The sequence below is a fragment of the Oscillatoria salina IIICB1 genome, assembly GCF_020144665.1.
Taxonomy (GTDB): Bacteria; Cyanobacteriota; Cyanobacteriia; order Cyanobacteriales; family SIO1D9; genus IIICB1.
Map to the genome: position 1 here is coordinate 1 of NZ_JAAHBQ010000077.1, position 16,648 is coordinate 16,648.

Genomic DNA, 16,648 nt, shown 5'->3' on the forward strand with positions numbered 1-16,648 from the left:
GAAAGAGGCTTAGAAAGAGGAACTAGACAAGGACTTTTAGAGGCAATTGAACTAGATTTAGAATTTAAGTTTGGTAGTGAAGGATTGAGTATTTTGCCGGAAATATCTCAGTTAGAAGATGTTAATCAATTGAGAGAAATTTTACGGGCTTTGAAAACAGTAAATAATCTGAGTGAACTTCGCGCTGTTTATCGACTGGATGATGATTCTCNGCCAACTGAATTACAAACTAATTTTGAGCAAGAACTAATCCGGGTAGACGAAAAATTAATTTTAAAATTACATTCAATTTTTCATCAATTTTACTAACTAGATAAATGAAAATTTTAGTATTGAATGCTGGCTCTAGCAGTCAAAAAAGTTGCCTTTATGAGTTAGAAAAAAAACTGCCTGACTCACCACTAAAACCTCTCTGGGAGGCAAAAATTGACTGGACAAAAAAATCTGGTTTTGCTGTCTTAAAAGTAGAAAATAATCGGGAAAAGTCTTTAGAAAAAGAGTTACCAGGAACGGAAAAAGAAAAGGCGATCGCGCAAATGCTCGATACTCTCTATCAAGGCGAAACTGCCGTCCTCTCTAGTTTACAAGAAATTGACGTAGTAGGACACAGAGTTGTTCACGGTGGATCTCGCTACCGCAAAGCAACAATTGTTACTCCAGAAGTTCAAGCAACAATTAAATCTCTTTTCCCCCTCGCACCAGAACATAATCCGATTAATTTAGAAGGTATTGAAGCTGTCGAAAAAGTTTTACCAAATGTTCGTCAAATTGTTGTTTTTGATACAGCATTTCATGCAGAAATTCCTTTAGCCGCAGCAGTTTATCCACTTCCTTACGAATTTTTCCAGCAAGGAATTCGTCGCTATGGCTTTCATGGAATTAGCCATCAATATTGTTTACAACGCACAGCCCAATTATTAGGAAAAGAAGCCAAATATTTGTCAATTATTACCTGTCATTTGGGTAATGGTTGCTCTCTCGCAGCTATTCGAGATGGCGTTTGTGTCAATACCACAATGGGTTATACTCCTTTAGAAGGATTGATGATGGGTTCTCGTTCTGGTTCAATCGATCCAGGTATTTTAATTCAGTTAATGCGTTCGGGTTACAATGCAGAAAAGTTAAATCGCTTGTTGAATAAAGAGTCAGGATTAAAAGGACTTTCTGGTATTAGTGGTGATGTCAGACAAGTCAGCGAAGCCGTTAAAAATGGTGACGAACAAGCAAAATTAGCTTTTGATGTTTATCTCCATCGCTTACAATTTTATCTTGGCGCAATGTTGTCTTCTTTAGGGAGATTAGATGCTTTAGTATTTACTGGTGGTGTAGGAGAAAATAAACCCGAAGTGCGTCAAGCAGGCTGTGAAGGATTATCATTTTTAGGAGTAAAACTCGATTCCGAGAAAAATCAGACTTCACCTAAAGATACCGATATTGCGACTGCTGACTCTCCAGTAAAAGTTTTAGTAATTAATACTCAAGAAGATTGGGCGATCGCGCAAGAATGTTGGCATTTATGTCAAGATTAATCCGTTTACCAGTTCGATCCGAACTAAGAAAAATTTAAATGGATTAAACTAGATTTAGAATTCCTGAAAAATCCCAATGGCAGATTTAACCGGAACTTGGCTAGGTACTTATTGGCAACTAGGTATGCCAACCCGCTTTGAGTTAAGTATAGTTCAAGGTGGTAACACAATTACAGGTAATATTTTAGATGACAGTTATTTAGGTGAAGCTTCTCTTTCAGGATCGGTTGTCGGAAGAAATGTTAGTTTTGTCAAACGTTACCTAACTAGTGCGCGACATTCGATTAATTACACTGGTACAATTTCTGAAGATGAGAATTTTATCCACGGAAAATGGCAAATAGATAAACGTCATTCCGGGAAGTGGGAAGCGCGTCGCAGTGGAGAAAATTTGACTGTAGAAATTGAAACTAGCAAAGCTAACCAATTACCTGTTTTAAGCAAAAGTTAGTAATAGAGATGTTCCCGAAAACATCCTTTTATTTAGCTTGTTACCAACCAACAATAATTTGCCAAAAAGTAGCTGCTAAAACGACGATACCTAAATACTGCGGTAGTAATAATTTAAATGACTGACGGGCAATTCTTTGCGTTACCCACATTGAGGTTATTACTCCTGCAATTAAAGTCGTTCCTTGCAAAAAGGCAACCACGGCTGGATGTGCCACTAATACTGGCAAACTTTCACCATTTAAACCAAAGGTAGCAAAACTAACTGGTAAAATGCGTCCACCTTCGCCTAAACCTAACTTTAAATAATGTGCTAAGTTTGCTGCTAAAACTAAAGGCAAATATCCGTAAGCTAATTCAAGAAACCTTTTTGGTTTAATTTTGTTAGTTAATTGATAATATCCCTTCATCACCAGATGAACTAGCATCGGGAAAATTGCAGGTAAACTCAAAGCTGCTATTGCTACTCCAAAATGCGTCCAAAAATTACTTAAATCTAAACTTAAACCAAGTTGAGATTGTATTTCTGGTAAACGGTGCAAAAATACTGCATCTAATAACAATAATAACAAGGCTACTTCATAACTGCGCGGTTGATGACTCGTCCATAATTCTATTCCTGGCGGACGTAAATTAAACTCAACTGAACGATGGGGACAAGCTTTTAAACAAGTCATGCACAAAACACAATCTCGGTTATCTTGTAATTGGGCAGGATGAGAATATAAAGGACAGCCATTGGTTGCCATTCCTTCGCCTTTTTGCGGCCCTCCTTTATAACATTGATAAGTAGTACATTCTGCCGAACAAGTTCCTTGTTGCGCCCGTAATTCAGTCATCGAAAGTTTAGCGAACATTCCATTCATTCCGCCGATGGGACACAAGTAGCGACACCAAAAACGACGTTCAAAAATTGCGGAAAATATCATTGCCCCGGCAGTAATTAACAATAGTAAGCAAGCGGAAAGATAAGCTGTATTTTCTAAATCCCACAATTCTTCCCACAATAAAATTAAACTGAATAAGCCGAATAAAAACCAACCTCCCCATTTTTCTGCGGTTTGCCGAGGCCACTTTTTCAACTGTCGGGGAACCAACCATAAAGAAAGTTTTTGCGTGATTTCGCCGTAAATCATAAAGGGACAAATGGCGCACCATAGCCGTCCAACAAAAGGAAAACCAATTAAAACTAGGGGCCACCACCAAGCCCAAAATAAATTCAAGGCGAAGTTTTTATCTCGTGTTTGGGGACCGAGAAAAAGTAGGGCAACAACGATCGCAAAAGCGGTTAAAGTAAAGCCATAGTTGAGGCGATCGGGCCACCACGGGCTACGCAGAAAGTGACGCAAACGAGGATAGTTATTTAAGAGGTTGACGCGGAATTGTTTTTTCTTACTTTGGGAGGGCCAAACTATTTCTTCGGTGAGTTCTTTTGCGCCTGCTGCTTGGACGATCGCTCTTTGAATTAAGTTTTCTAATTCGCTAAGGTTGTTAGGAAAGTCGTAAGCTTGTAATTGTCTCACGGCTTCTGGTGTAATCCGAGGTTTTTTGATTCCTTTGGCACGAGAAATTAGACTCAAATAATAAGCCATTTGGTCGGCAATGTCGCTTTTGCGCACTCGCAAGGGCGGAACTTTAAGTAATCGTTCGGCGTGGGGATCGATTTCTGGAATCTTTTTCTCAGAAATCATAATAATTCTCGCTTGACTTTCAATAGGTTTAACGTTTTCCCCAGAACGACTGACTGGTTTGTAAGTCTTAGTTTTGAGTAATTCGGCTATGGGAGAAAGTAATTCTTTGTCTAATTCTTGAATGTTATTTAAGACTAAAGTTCCTCGATCTAAAGCAGCAATTAAACCAGGTTTTCCGCCGACACGACCGAATAATTCTGCGCCGCTAGCTTGAATTTTACTGCAATCAAGTTTAATTATTGGTTCGCGTCGATAAGGGGAACCAAAGTGAATTAAGGCGGCGATGTTGTCTTTTCCTAATCCTGGTTCGCCGAAAATTAGCACCGATTGGCGATCGCCGGACGCTTGTTTGATTTTTTGGCGTAATCGTACCGCATAGCGACTTTTGCCAACAATTCCCCGTCTGGCTTTGGTGACTAAGTAGGGTCGCAAAATCACCTGACGGTCTTGTTCGTAGCTTAATTGAGATGATAATTGAGCTAGTTCTTTGGCTAATTCAGGTGCGAATTTTTGGATGATTTCGGGATATTTTTCACTTAATTCCTGAAATTTCGCGCCAGGGATTACCCACAACCGACATTCACTGCGGCTGAAGATTGTTCTTTGGACTGGTTGGTTGAAAAGTAGTTCTTGCAGGTGGATAATTGCTCCGGGAAGCCAACTAATCGCCCAAGCGTTACTGGTTTGGCTGGTGCGATCGCTCTCTAGCTTTCCTTTTGCTAAAATATACAAATTCTTGACTGGGGTATCTTCTTTGACGAGAATTTCATCGGCTGAGACGATTTTTTCGGACATGACTTGCGCGATCGCTTCGATAACTTCTTCGCTGAGTACGCTAAATGCTGTTCTCTCTCGCAGCCAGGTTACTAAATTTGTTAAGCTCATTTTTGATTTTTAATTAATTTAACTTATTTTTTCCCTTTTGAGTTATAATTATACCTAATTTATTTTTGACTGGACAATGACGAACGCGATCGAACCAATTAATTTCTGGGTTCCTCTCAGCTTGCTAGGTTTAATTATTTTAGCGGCAATTTTCTTTAGCTACAGCAATAAATAAGCAGATTGATGCTTTCAGATCGATACTTCCTCGATTTTATCTACTTCGGTCAGCCAATTTCTACTTTTTTCTATTTCTCGGCTATCTGCATCTCGCTGACAGCGAAGAGCGAAGTTACAATAATTACACTCGCGACTACTTTCATTAACTTGAGGAAAAGGAATTCCATCATTATTGTAGCGGTCTAACCACTCATCTAGTTGCTTTAACAACTCAGTTAAATCTTCTCTAGTTTGTTTGTGTTGTTGACTATTGTACCTAAATTTACAACTTTGGGGTTTGCTTGGTAACTTAACAAACCAATAAGTCAGGGAAATTTGTTCTGGTAAATAAGCAGCAGTTTCTGCTAAAATATAAAGATAAAGACGGGTTTGCCAGTTATTGGCTAACTTTTTTTGATTTGGCGGTTGTAAATAAGTTTTCCAGTCAAAAATTTGCGCTTTTTCCCGATCGGTAATTATCAAATCATAAATTACAGTTAATAAGTAATCTTTAAATTGCAGAGTACGGCAATGTTCTGCATCTCGCCATTCACTTTCAGCAGGAGTTAAAATTTCCGGAGCAGTGGCAATTAGTGATTTAAATGAATGTTGAAGTTGCTCATCTTCTATTAATAAAGATTCAATCGGTAAACCTAATTCTCGTTGCTGCATTAACAAGTGAAACTGACTACCCCAACTTTGCTTTTCTAATTGTTCCGGGCTGACGGGAGAAAGTAATTGTTCCAGGTAAATATGTTGAAATTTACGAGGACAAGTTTCTAATAAATTGAGTTGGCTTTGAGATAAGCGTAGCGGGGGATCGGACATTGTTTAGTTACCTCAAGTTCGTTAATCTTAATTTAACTGAAAATATTAGTGCATGACCGCAAAATGTTTAATCAAAATTGAGGTGGGTTTTCCCCACCTAGATAAAAGTTTAACCAGATTTAAAGATTTGGCTTTCGGTAATTCGCTCTGAACAAGTATTTAAAACAGCGAAAATCACCATAGTTATCGGTCTTTAGTTAAAACAAAAACACTGCCTTCATTACCACGTCCAATTCGTAAATCATTGTCTAGATAAGTGAAATCGAGCCAACCTTGTTGCTCGCGATTTTCGATGTTAAAATCAAGAGGAGGAAACTTTTTACCAGCTTCAATTTGCTTAATAAAATCTCTAGGCGAACTATAGCCAAGAAATTTTTGCAGTCCAATAATTGACCGCTCAAACTTAACATTAACCCGCTTGGCAGATACAGGTTCAAAAGTAGCAGCAACCCCCACTAAGCCTTCAAGCAAAGGTAAACCTCCAAGTTCAGCAAAATTATAAATTCTTGCACCATCAGTACGAATACATTGATAAATTTGACCAGTTTCCAGCAAAGGAATACGATTAAAGCCCAAAAGTCCCTTACTGGTAGTGTAGAGTAAGCGCCAATCACCTTCAAGCAAATCAAGACTTTCCACAGGTCTGGGTGTAGGATTAAAATCTTCAAGTTGAGCGATCGCCGCAAGAATAGCCACCTTTTCCAACTCTTTCGCTAGCAAACCACGATTTTTTCCCGCGATCGCTTGCAGTAATTCCTCTTTCTTGCTCATGAGTTCCTAACCTCTGCAATCTCTTCTCTTTACATAAACTTGGCACGAGATACCAATCAGTTTTCGATAAGTTTTTTAACAATTGACAAGTTAAAATCAATAATGTTGTTGTTAGAGTTGCCTTATGTATAATCCTTCCTTACGTCAAGAACCTCGTTACGAACCAGCGTCAGTAATTCCCCTCAAGCAAGAAACCTCGCTGCTTGACTGGTTAGAATCAGAAGGTCGTCTGATCGCTCGTCAAGATCAAGAAGAAACTGATAACAATGAAGACGAAGAAGAAATCGCGGAATTGATGGATGTAGAAGATTCCGACGACTACGATATCGATGAGGATGATGAGGATCTTGACGATCTTGATTAATTGGTGAGGAGGGGGCTGGGGAGGAGGGGACTGGGTATTGGGGATTGGGGATTGGGGAAAAGTCAATCGAATCAGTTTTTCTTGAGTTAGATGCGATCGCCATTAAAGGCAAAATCGTTGTCGTGCGACCATCGATTCGACTACACTCTCCTGGTGAAAAAGGGCTATCTTGAGCGCGAAGTCATGAATAAGCAAAACTTTGCCCGATTGAGTGCGATCGCGCCGGAATATAGTAATTAACAACAAGATCGATCTCGTTACTCGCGATCGGGCAAGCGATCGCCCCTTGACTAAAGGGTTAATGGCGATGATAAAGTTTAGCTGGCAAGAAATTTGCGGTATTTTTTGGTGTGAGAGAATTGTGGACGCAAAATTATTTTCCCGAGCAGCATTAAAGCCTTCTGGAGAAGCTTTACTAATCTTACTAGGCTGTCTTTTGAGCTTATTGGCAGTAATTTTTGATGCCACTGCTGGTCAATTTCTGGGTTACGAAGGTTCAATCAGTTTACCTCTCGTCATTTGTGCTTTGTTAAGTGGCATTTCTGGCTATGTAGTTATTCCCATCTTACGCAGGTTGAAAACAGGACAGCACGTTCGCGAGGACGGTCCTCAAACTCACTTGAAAAAAGCAGGCACTCCGACAATGGGCGGGGTGTTTTTTGTCCCCATAGCAATTTTAGTTGCTTTGTTCTGGACAAAATTTGCCCCCGAAGTAGTTGCTGTTTCGATTGTAACGATCGCCTACGCAGCAATAGGTTGGATCGACGACTGGCAAGTTTTGCGCCGCAAGTCGAATAAAGGTATTTCCCCTCGGATGAAACTGCTATTGCAAATCGTTACGGCGGTAGTATTTTGTCTTTGGGCTTTTGCGACTCAACCTGCAAGCATTACGACAGTTAATTTACCTGGTAATTTAATTTTGCCCTTGGGACTGTTTTTTTGGGCAGTAGCTGGCTTTGCGTTAGTTGCAGAAACCAATGCTACCAACTTAACCGATGGTGTAGATGGTTTAGCTGCTGGAACTGGCGCATTAGCTTTACTAGGGCTAGGCGCGATCGCTACCTCAACTTCTGGGAGTTTAACTGTTTTTTGTGCTTGTTTGGCTGGTGGCTGTCTCGGCTTTGTTATCCACAACCGTAACCCAGCAAAAGTATTTATGGGCGATACTGGTTCTTTAGCGATCGGAGGTGCTTTAGCCGCCGTCGGCATTCTCAGCCAAAATTTATGGGGTTTGTTTGTCGTCAGTGGCATTTTCTTCGTCGAGTCGCTATCAGTAGTTGCTCAAGTAGGCTATTACAAAGCTACCAAAGGACCTGACGGCAAAGGTAAGCGCTTGTTGAAAATGGCTCCGATTCACCACCATCTCGAACTTAGCGGTTGGTCTGAAACCCAGATAGTAGGCGCTTTTTACCTGATTAACACCGCCCTCGCTGCTTTGTGTTTGATGTTTTTTTAGCAAGATTGGCGACTAGGTTCAGTTATCAGGGAACAGTTAGCACGTACCCACATCTACAAGCTATCAGTGAAAAGTTAGCAGTTTTTATGCCCTTGAATCTGTTAGTTCCACATTGTTTAATCTCTTCCACTGACTGGTAACTGGTAACTGTTCACTGTTCACTGACAACCCCAATCCCCAGTCCCCGATCGCCGCTAACTTGCTACATTTGAAGTAAGTAGCAATAAGGAAAATCAAGATGGCAGAAACATCAAAACTACTACTGGTAGATGACGAACCCGGCTTGCGCGAAGCTGTTCAAGCTTATCTTGAAAGCGAAGATGAATTTGAGGTTGAGGTAGCCAGTAATGCTAAACAAGCTTGGGAGTTAGTACAAAAAGACCCACCGGATTTGGTGATTTCTGACATTATGATGCCGGATGTGGATGGTTATCAGTTCCTCAAACAGCTACGAGAAGATCCTCGCTTTAAGTCGCTTCCGGTAGTTTTTCTCACAGCCCGTGGGATGACTAGCGATCGCATTCAAGGTTATCAAGCTGGTTGTGATGCTTATTTACCTAAACCTTTCGATCCTGATGAGTTGGTGGCGATCGTTCATAATCTTTTAGAAAGACGTGCTGTTTCTGCGGAAACTGGCGATAGTTCTGAGTTAGAAAAGATTGCCCGGGAAATTGCTGATATTAAGAATATCCTCGGTCAAAATTCTGGTATCGCCCAAACTCCCTCGCCAATTAAGATTGAGTTAACTCCTAGAGAACAAAGTGTCCTCGATTTAGTCGCTCAAGGTTTAATGAATAAAGAAATTGCTAGTCGTCTCAAAACTAGCGTTAGAAATGTAGAAAAGTACGTGAGTAGGTTGTTTAGTAAGACGGGAACTAACAGCCGTACTGAGTTGGTCCGTTTTGCTTTAAAACACGGGCTGACAACTTAAAATTTTACTACCTTATTTTTCTTTTTTTGTCAAGAGTAAATATTGCAAGCGGATTTGAGGATCGTTTTCCCAAATCCGCTATCTTCTTTGCCTAAAACTGTTACTGACAAGTTTATGAAGTTTAATAAATTTATTTTAATTTTGATGGCTTTTTCTTATCTTTCTTCGCAGAAATTGATATTCTCGTAAATAGTTACAAAAAGCTATTTGTCTAATTTAAATTATTCGATCTAAATTCTGAGCAAAATCCAGGAGCAACCGTAAGTATTCTTACTCCCATAAACATCAACGAAAAGATGCTTCGGTAGCTAGTTTTACTCGCTAACCTTAAGGGAACTCAGTCAGGAAAGCGATGTTTCCCCAATGAAGAAAGCGATCTGAAAGCTAAGTTCAGGACGGATAATTTTTAGTTGGCAAATAAGCTCTGATGAATTCATTTTTGAGAAACAAAAGATATGAAAACCGTACAAAAAAGACACTTAGGTCAATCAATTGGTTTGGCGCTTGTTTTAGCTTTAATGAGCGTAGGAGTAATTGTTTTGATGATGATGCAAAGTGGTAGCTTCTAATTACCAAAGCATTAATAGTTCAACAAAGTGGAGGCGCGATCGATCGCCTCCTGGCAAACACTGGAAAACAACTTTTTCATTTACCAGAAAAACTGGGTTTAAAGCCTCGCCCTTTAGATGATTTCTTGCCGACTTATGGTGAGAAACCCATTAGGCGGAAATCGTCACCGAAAGCGAATTAAGCGAGGATTATATCGTTCGGGAAATGGCAGTTCGATCGATGCTGACTGCAACGGTGCGGCTAAGATCCTTAAAAAAGTAGCGGCGACTTTGAAGTTTTCTCTCAAAGGAGTCAGTAGGGGCGCTTTGACTACGCCAAATAGAGTCAATTTTTAGATGGCTTAAGAATCCCCTCCCTCCGCGTTGCTAAAGGGAGGGGAGCAGTCAAATACAAATGAGAATATTTTTTCCGTGGGTATCAGTACCGCAAGTATCGAACAAGCCGTATTTGGCACTCAATTTTTGCACTCGTTCGGTTTGTTTTGGGCTTGGTTGCCAAGGATTCGGACGGTTATAACCATAATAAGTTTCAACCCCATCAATTCCTAACTCAGCCGCAGCCGGAATTAAATCCTCAACCTGACGTTTATTTTGATAGCGGGCTGGATGGGCTAAAACTGCTAACCCACCTGCGGTATGAATAGCATCGATAACAGTTTTCGCCCCAGCTTCTAAATCTCTAGAATCATTTCCTTGTAAATAAGGCTGTAAGACAGGATGTTCGGGATCGAAAGCATAACCGAGAATGTGTACTGTTATTTCCAGTAATTGGGCATCAATTTCTGCGCCTGTCCACAAATGAGGCAAAAATTCAGAATCAGTTTGCTGACGAGCTTTGTCTAACCAACTTTGAGCAACTTGATAGCCTTGAGCGCTATGATGATCCGTAATTGCCAATCCTTTCAAGCCAATTTTAACAGCTTGTTGAATTAGTGCTTCTGGTTTTAGTTGTCCATCTGAGTAAATAGTATGCAAATGAAAGTTGTAGCGAGTCGGACAACTATCTGCTTGTATGGTTGACCAAACTTGTTTGAGTAAAGTTACATTTTGTGCTGCTGAGTTTGATGAAACAGAAGCCTGAAGAATGTTGACAGACATAAACGCCTCGGAGATGGTACTGTCTTGCTAGAGAATTATCTAATTCACTGTTTCTGCTCTAGTGGTGACAATTGAGCAAGGCTCAAACATTTCTAATTGTTACGATCCACAATAGCAAAACAAATTCAAAATGGCAGGTATCGGTTGGAAGACAAAATCCTCAAATAGGCTTCTGCCTTGGTTTATAAGTTTTAATTTTGATTATAGGATGTTTGAGTCTAATTTTTTTTATGGAATTTGCCTTGACATAATTAATATTCTATGATAATAAATAGGGATTTGTTAGCGATCGCTGATTTTGAGCGAAGTCGCAAGCTCTTCTGACTCTCAAGTTTTTTCAGTTCTGAATATCTTAGTCAAAAATTAATACCATTTACCAAAACCAATGCTACAGACACAGACCCTGTAGAGACTAAAATGCAACGTCTCTACACAAGATTATGTAGTGCAGTTAAAGCAAATTGGTATAACTTTTACTCGAAGGAATCAGTAAGCAAATATTCTCACTTTGAAACTTTATTAAAAATTCAGCTAGTAATTTGTGTTTTGCAAGAAGGCGCGGTTTCCGACCTATTTGGTAGTAGAGAAAACCGCGATTTTGGTTAATAAACAATGACCCCGATTAAATGTCATGAGTGTTACGAGTTTTCCAAGCAGCTTCGAGCAATTCCGTCCAGCGCTTTTGCACTTTTTTCGTAGTACAGCCCAAAGCTTGAGCAATTTCTTCGTCGCTTTTTTTCTCACGTTTTAGCTCTAAAAGTTGTCGCTGTTGGTCAGAAAGGGTTTCAATAAATACTTCCCATTGTTGTTCGGTCATGCCTAATTTTTGGTCGAGATCGGCTCCTAGCCACTGATGAACTAATTTCCAGTGAGAAGAGCGAGCGAATTTTTCGACATGGTATTTAAAGCGCTGTTGCAGATAGTCGCGTTCGCGAGGAGTTAGACCGAGAATTTCGTCGATTTCGCTAGCAGTGAGGTCTTGCAGTTTCAAAGTTAAATAATTAGCGCAGTCAGCATGACCTTGAGATTCGAGGTATTCAAACAAAGAAGAGATAATGCGATCGCGTAGCACTGAGTCAGAAGGATCGGTAGTTTCGGCAACCATTGACTCGCGTACCTGCTGTACCGCCGCCGATCGCTGTTGGGCGATCGCGTCTTCTCCTTTGGGAAATTCGGCTGCTTGTTCGATATCTACGGCTGTCTCATTCGGCATCCGACGAGCAAAAGTTTGCGCTCTGAGGATAATCAGTTGTTGAGAGTAGCCATTCGGTAAGTTAATCCGACGTTTAGCATACTGCTCGGTAAAACCCATATACTCAGCTAATTCGAGCTTAGTACGTGGTTGATAGTCAGGAGGAACATCATTTTCTCGACGAAAAGCTTTCAGAGATTCAGTGTAGAAATCTTGCAAGAAATCCTCGATCAGGTTGTAGCGAGCATTAAACCCTAATTGCGCTCCTGTCGGCGCAATGTGACGATAAACCATCACGCTGAGGTTGCTGTGTAATTCAACCCGACCTTGTTTAGAACCGAGTTTGTAGTAGGATAAATGTTTATTCAAGCGATGACGCGCCAAAGACAACTGCCAAGCACGAACCTCACCAGTTTTTTGAATGCGATCGCTATGAGCGCAAACTCGTTCTACTTCACAAGCAATGCGAGTTGCTACTGCCTCAACTGAAGCAGATTTAACTCCGATACGAGAGTATAATTCCTCTTGAATCAGTTCTTTTAATGGTTGTTGTTCTTCTACCCCTTCCGGACAAAGAGCCCGATCGCAAGAAGAGTGATTGAGAGAGTTATCAATTTTTAAGTTCATGGTAATGCCCCAAACAAAGTGTGATAGACGCATGGGCAGTTTGCTGCACGGCTTCCCCAATTGTGGGTAAGGGTGAAGTCTTCCAACGAGCAAATTCAAGCCGAAGATGTAGGTTCCCTTATCCGAGTGGGAGTTGAGTTTTTCTTTTTCTCTCTCCCTTTCCAAACTGCCTACAATTTGAATGTAGATGCCTATCCTTGGCTCTTGGGCTATCCCTGTGTCACAATTAAAATCTCGATCTCGCGCTTCACTTTTACCATTACCGAGTTTCGGTTGGTCAAAAGCAATAAAACCCTTGTTGAGCGGGTATTTCAGAGCTGAAAATAGTTTCAAATTGCCCTGCCGCTAGCTATAAAAGCTGCCCTTTTTATTGAGACGCTTAGAAAATTGTCTTGTTTCCTTGGAGCATCAGGGGATTGACGATTGAGCGCTAATTAATCGCTTTTGCGGCTAGCTACCAGTGGTGATGGTTAGCCAATCTTCGACTGCTTCCCATCCTAAACCCTGACGGGCGATCGCTGGTTCGTCGCTAGTCATATCGATAATGGTAGAAACTTGAAAACCTGGTTCGGAATCGTCATCAATAATAATATCGACTAGATTCTCCAGAGCATCAAACAATCTCGCTTTTTCCAAGCCAATTGTCGGAAATTTTCCTTCTTCGTTCGGTAAATGAGCCGAAGTTGAAATTACCGGATTGCCTAACGCTTGTAAAAGTGCCTGACAAACCTGATTATCGGGAACGCGAATTCCCGTGGTTTTGCGTTTGGGACTCATTACCAAGCGAGGTACTAGCTTGGTTGCAGGTAAAAGGAAAGTAAATGGTCCGGGAATCAGGCGCTTCATAATTTTATAGGCGCGATCGTTTACCAAAGCGTATTCTGAGATATTGGACAGTGACGAACATAAAAATGTCAGGGGCTTATCATTAGATAATTGTTTGAGTTGTCTAACTCTTTCTACTGCCGATTTGACATTTAAGTCACAACCGATCGCATAAACGGTATCTGTAGGATATAGCATCACTGCTCCGTCTTGCAGTGCGCTTTTGATTTCTTCTATTCGGCGTTCTTGGGGTGTTTCCGGATGAATAGAGTAATAAATAGCCACGATCTTCAAAATTAAGGTGATTGGGGACTGGGGATTGGGGACTGGGTTCAGTTATCAGTGAACAGTTACCAGTTACCAGTGAATAGTTAACAGCGATCGCTTTGTCATCCAATTCTTCATCTGTCTTCCTAATCTCCTCTATCTCCAATCTTTACTGATTACTGGATAACTCCTAACGGGTACGTGCGGGTACGTGCTAATTAATAACTTCTCACTGGTAAGTGTTGAATTTCCACTTCATAAGTAATAATAAACATCGATCGTCATTATCATTAAAGATAAATGAGAAAAGTTGCTTATCTTGAATGTCCAACTGGAATTGCTGGCGATATGTGTTTGGGTGCGTTGGTGGATGCTGGTGTTCCTCTAGATTACCTTGTTGGTAAACTGCAAAGTTTGGGGTTAGAGCAAGAGTACCGTTTGCGGGCTGAAAAAGTGCGTCGTAATGCTCAAATAGCAACTAAAGTTTACGTGGATTTACTTCACTTGCATCATTCGGCTGACGAGTCCGATCATCACTCTGCACGACATTTACCAGAAATTGAAGCTTTAATTCAAGCTGCGGAGTTACCTTTTCAAGCGAAAAGTTGGAGTTTGCAGGTTTTTCGTCAACTGGCGATCGCTGAGGGTGCAGTACACGGAATCTCTCCAGAAAAGGTTCATTTTCATGAAGTTGGTGCTACTGATGCCATTGTAGACATTGTTGGCACTTGTTTGGGGCTGGATTGGTTGGGTATTTGCGAATTATTTTGTTCAGCGCTTCCGACTGGAGGGGGTACGGTGAAGGCTGCTCATGGTATCTTACCAGTGCCAGTTCCGGCGGTGTTAAAGCTTTTGTCTCAGCGTCAAGTCCCAGTTTACAGTAATGGGATTGAAAAGGAACTGGTAACGCCAACTGGGGCGGCGATCGCTACTACTTTAGCAACTAATTTTGGTTCTCCACCACCGATGCAAATTGAGACAATTGGTTTAGGCGCAGGTTCCCAAGAGTTTGCTATTCCCAATATTTTACGCCTTTGGGTCGGTCAAGAGACTGGAAATGTCACCAAATCGGATAATCTGGGTGAGATAGAAACGATCGCGACTCTCCAAACACAGATAGACGATCTTAGTCCGCAGGCGATCGCATATACTTTCGATAGATTATTTGCAGCCGGAGCGGTAGATGTCTTTACGCAACCAATTAATATGAAAAAATCTCGTTCCGGAATCTTATTAACAGTTATTTGTCCCCCAGAAAAAATCGCCGCTTGCGAAACAGTTATCTTTCGTGAAACCACAACTTTAGGTATTCGCCGCTTAACTCAACCCAGAACAATTTTACCTAGAGAAATTCAACAAGTTAAAACTGAATATGGTACAGTCCGAGTAAAAATTGCCTTTCAAGGAAATCCCGAAGCCAAAAATATTCTTAACGTCCAACCAGAATACGAAGACTGCGCCCAAATCGCGAGAGAAAATAACCTACCTTGGCGAGTTATCTACCAAATGGTACTTGATGCGTGGCATCGTCAAAACGCAGCAAATCACTAATAATTTTGTTCTTAAATATTTTTCATTGTCGTCAATTATGCCTATTTCAATCTATCAAATCTCAATCTGTAATTACCTCTCCCAAACGCTTCAAAATACGCAATACCTCGCCTAACTCATGCCGTCTGGGAAATAGAGAAAACGTCCGCGATACATCATACTCAGAAGCATCTTCCTGAATTAATAACTTCAAAAAAACAAACTCATCACCATTAGTAGCCATCCCAAAAACTGGACGTGCGGGGTTAGGATTTGCTAGGATATAAGCTAATAATTGTGGAAGTGCAGCCGGAACGGGAATACTTGTTCGTTTCGATTCTACCACTAAAATCCATAGAGAATTTTGGACTACCAATCCATCAATCAAACCACGAATTATCTCTTGAGAATCTTCCAGTTCTAGGGTAATATTTTGAGGAGAGTGAATCCGAAATGGTGGGTCGAGAAAACCTGCAAGTTCTAATAAAATTTACTGTACCTTCGAGGAGTAAACGATCGCTACGATGGTAATCATAGCGCCTTTTGATGCGATTAACCCCTACTTGTTCGGCTTCGCTCAATTCCGGTAAATCATCAATCCATTCAGAAAAGAAGCGATCGCTATCAGTCTGACATAAATTGAAACGCTCCTCAAGGTCATTCCAAGTTTTAATCGTTTCCGTAACTGCTACACTTGTAACCATCAATGTTCATCCCTATCGAGAATTGACGCGAAGTGCGTAACTCAAGACAAGAGCTATCTAAGCAAATTATAAATTAACAAACAGAAGAATTAGTTATTATCTTAATCATTGGTTAAAAAAGTTATTAACAAGCTACGAAAACAGCCAGCATTGGAAATACTGGCTGAGATTTTATTTGACTAACGAGTGCGAAAACACTCACGACAAACTATTATTTAACTGCGTCAGCAGCATCGTCAGCAGCTTCAGTAACTTTGCGGGTTAACTCGTTTCCTTTTACCGTACGTTCGGCAGTATTAGAAACTTCTTTCGGTGCATCTTGAGTAAGATTTTCTACACCTTCTTTTGTACCTTCGGCAATATCTTCAGCCGTAGATTGTGCTTTCTGACTTGCATTTTTAGCTGCTTCAGCCGCCTTTTCACCGACGTTTGTACGCTTGATGTTTTCACCGACATCACCAGTTACTTTCAGGTTTCTTTTAGCATTATCTACCAATGCCTTAGCTTTAGCTGAAGTTGCGCTAGTATCTCTTCTGGGGTCAACATCAGTGTTGCGGTTCATTCCTTCAACTACTGGTGCTGGAGATTCTTCATCAGGAAAACGATACTTTAATTCTTCACTTGGTGTAGTGCTAGTATCAGTAGCACCAGGTGTCGCATTTGCGCCACTGCAAGCAGTGCTGACAAAGAATAAAATTCCGACTAAAAATGCTGAAACTATTTGTCGGATTTGAATGTTTTTTAACCAAGAAATTAATTTTTTCATGCTTAATTA

18 protein-coding genes are annotated in these 16,648 nt (G+C 40.7%); 9 read left to right on the plus strand and 9 right to left on the minus strand.

Annotation, left to right across the window (positions count from 1 at the left end; genetic code table 11):
• The first annotated feature begins 317 nt into the window (after positions 1-317).
• Together G3T18_RS19810 and G3T18_RS19815 are read left to right on the plus strand one after the other, a co-directional pair.
• Positions 318-1,529 carry an acetate kinase gene (locus tag G3T18_RS19810; protein WP_224412316.1) on the plus strand — a complete coding sequence of 404 codons (1,212 nt, stop codon included), beginning with the start codon at positions 318-320 and terminating at the stop codon, positions 1,527-1,529.
• A gap of 76 nt (positions 1,530-1,605) precedes the next feature.
• Positions 1,606-1,980, plus strand: coding sequence for a hypothetical protein (locus tag G3T18_RS19815; RefSeq protein WP_224412317.1), 375 nt, complete (start codon positions 1,606-1,608; stop codon positions 1,978-1,980).
• Between the two features lie 40 nt (positions 1,981-2,020).
• Here G3T18_RS19815 and G3T18_RS19820 read toward each other — a convergent pair whose 3' ends face one another.
• From G3T18_RS19820 to G3T18_RS19830, 3 genes are all read right to left on the minus strand, one after another.
• Positions 2,021-4,555 carry a sigma 54-interacting transcriptional regulator gene (locus G3T18_RS19820; RefSeq protein ID WP_224412318.1) on the minus strand — a complete coding sequence of 845 codons (2,535 nt, stop codon included), beginning with the start codon at positions 4,553-4,555 and terminating at the stop codon, positions 2,021-2,023.
• Between the two features lie 189 nt (positions 4,556-4,744).
• A complete protein-coding gene (locus G3T18_RS19825; RefSeq protein ID WP_224412319.1) occupies positions 4,745-5,539 on the minus strand; it encodes a PD-(D/E)XK nuclease family protein in 795 nt (264 codons plus the stop codon).
• A gap of 183 nt (positions 5,540-5,722) precedes the next feature.
• A complete protein-coding gene (locus G3T18_RS19830) occupies positions 5,723-6,310 on the minus strand; it encodes a PAP/fibrillin family protein (protein ID WP_224412320.1) in 588 nt (195 codons plus the stop codon).
• Positions 6,311-6,434: 124 nt separating this feature from the next.
• Here G3T18_RS19830 and G3T18_RS19835 point away from each other — a divergent pair, with 124 nt between their 5' ends.
• From G3T18_RS19835 to G3T18_RS19855, 5 genes are all read left to right on the plus strand, one after another.
• The gene (locus G3T18_RS19835; RefSeq protein WP_224412321.1) at positions 6,435-6,674 is read left to right on the plus strand and encodes a DUF3134 domain-containing protein; all 240 of its coding nucleotides are present in this window, start codon (positions 6,435-6,437) and stop codon (positions 6,672-6,674) included.
• A 90-nt stretch (positions 6,675-6,764) separates the two neighbouring features.
• Positions 6,765-6,914: a hypothetical protein gene (locus G3T18_RS19840; protein WP_224412322.1), complete on the plus strand. Its 150-nt coding sequence runs from the start codon at positions 6,765-6,767 to the stop codon at positions 6,912-6,914.
• A gap of 67 nt (positions 6,915-6,981) precedes the next feature.
• The gene (gene mraY, locus G3T18_RS19845; RefSeq protein ID WP_263480509.1) at positions 6,982-8,130 is read left to right on the plus strand and encodes a phospho-N-acetylmuramoyl-pentapeptide-transferase; all 1,149 of its coding nucleotides are present in this window, start codon (positions 6,982-6,984) and stop codon (positions 8,128-8,130) included.
• A gap of 238 nt (positions 8,131-8,368) precedes the next feature.
• The gene (locus tag G3T18_RS19850) at positions 8,369-9,061 is read left to right on the plus strand and encodes a response regulator transcription factor (RefSeq protein ID WP_224412324.1); all 693 of its coding nucleotides are present in this window, start codon (positions 8,369-8,371) and stop codon (positions 9,059-9,061) included.
• A 704-nt stretch (positions 9,062-9,765) separates the two neighbouring features.
• The gene (locus G3T18_RS19855) at positions 9,766-9,966 is read left to right on the plus strand and encodes a hypothetical protein (protein ID WP_224412325.1); all 201 of its coding nucleotides are present in this window, start codon (positions 9,766-9,768) and stop codon (positions 9,964-9,966) included.
• 48 nt (positions 9,967-10,014) lie between these two features.
• Here the strand turns inward: G3T18_RS19855 and G3T18_RS19860 are convergent, their stop codons facing one another.
• The gene (locus tag G3T18_RS19860) at positions 10,015-10,728 is read right to left on the minus strand and encodes a PHP domain-containing protein (protein WP_224412326.1); all 714 of its coding nucleotides are present in this window, start codon (positions 10,726-10,728) and stop codon (positions 10,015-10,017) included.
• Positions 10,729-11,145: 417 nt separating this feature from the next.
• Between G3T18_RS19860 and G3T18_RS19865 the strand changes: the two genes are divergently transcribed.
• A complete protein-coding gene (locus G3T18_RS19865) occupies positions 11,146-11,334 on the plus strand; it encodes a hypothetical protein (RefSeq protein ID WP_224412327.1) in 189 nt (62 codons plus the stop codon).
• 16 nt (positions 11,335-11,350) lie between these two features.
• On the opposite strand, the gene G3T18_RS19870 is transcribed toward G3T18_RS19865, so the two are convergent.
• Together G3T18_RS19870 and G3T18_RS19875 are read right to left on the minus strand one after the other, a co-directional pair.
• Positions 11,351-12,547: a HetZ-related protein gene (locus G3T18_RS19870; RefSeq protein WP_224412328.1), complete on the minus strand. Its 1,197-nt coding sequence runs from the start codon at positions 12,545-12,547 to the stop codon at positions 11,351-11,353.
• Positions 12,548-12,997: 450 nt separating this feature from the next.
• Complete coding sequence (locus tag G3T18_RS19875) at positions 12,998-13,657, minus strand: L-threonylcarbamoyladenylate synthase (RefSeq protein ID WP_224412329.1); 660 nt, start codon at positions 13,655-13,657, stop codon at positions 12,998-13,000.
• A gap of 282 nt (positions 13,658-13,939) precedes the next feature.
• Between G3T18_RS19875 and larC the strand changes: the two genes are divergently transcribed.
• The gene (gene larC, locus G3T18_RS19880) at positions 13,940-15,190 is read left to right on the plus strand and encodes a nickel pincer cofactor biosynthesis protein LarC (RefSeq protein ID WP_224412330.1); all 1,251 of its coding nucleotides are present in this window, start codon (positions 13,940-13,942) and stop codon (positions 15,188-15,190) included.
• 61 nt (positions 15,191-15,251) lie between these two features.
• Here the strand turns inward: larC and G3T18_RS19885 are convergent, their stop codons facing one another.
• From G3T18_RS19885 to G3T18_RS19895, 3 genes are all read right to left on the minus strand, one after another.
• Positions 15,252-15,515, minus strand: coding sequence for a hypothetical protein (locus G3T18_RS19885; protein WP_224412331.1), 264 nt, complete (start codon positions 15,513-15,515; stop codon positions 15,252-15,254).
• Positions 15,516-15,549: 34 nt separating this feature from the next.
• Positions 15,550-15,873, minus strand: a complete 324-nt coding sequence (locus tag G3T18_RS19890) for a hypothetical protein (protein ID WP_224412332.1) — start codon at positions 15,871-15,873, stop codon at positions 15,550-15,552.
• Between the two features lie 211 nt (positions 15,874-16,084).
• Positions 16,085-16,639, minus strand: a complete 555-nt coding sequence (locus tag G3T18_RS19895) for a DUF6658 family protein (RefSeq protein WP_224412333.1) — start codon at positions 16,637-16,639, stop codon at positions 16,085-16,087.
• Between the last annotated feature and the right edge of the window lie 9 nt (positions 16,640-16,648).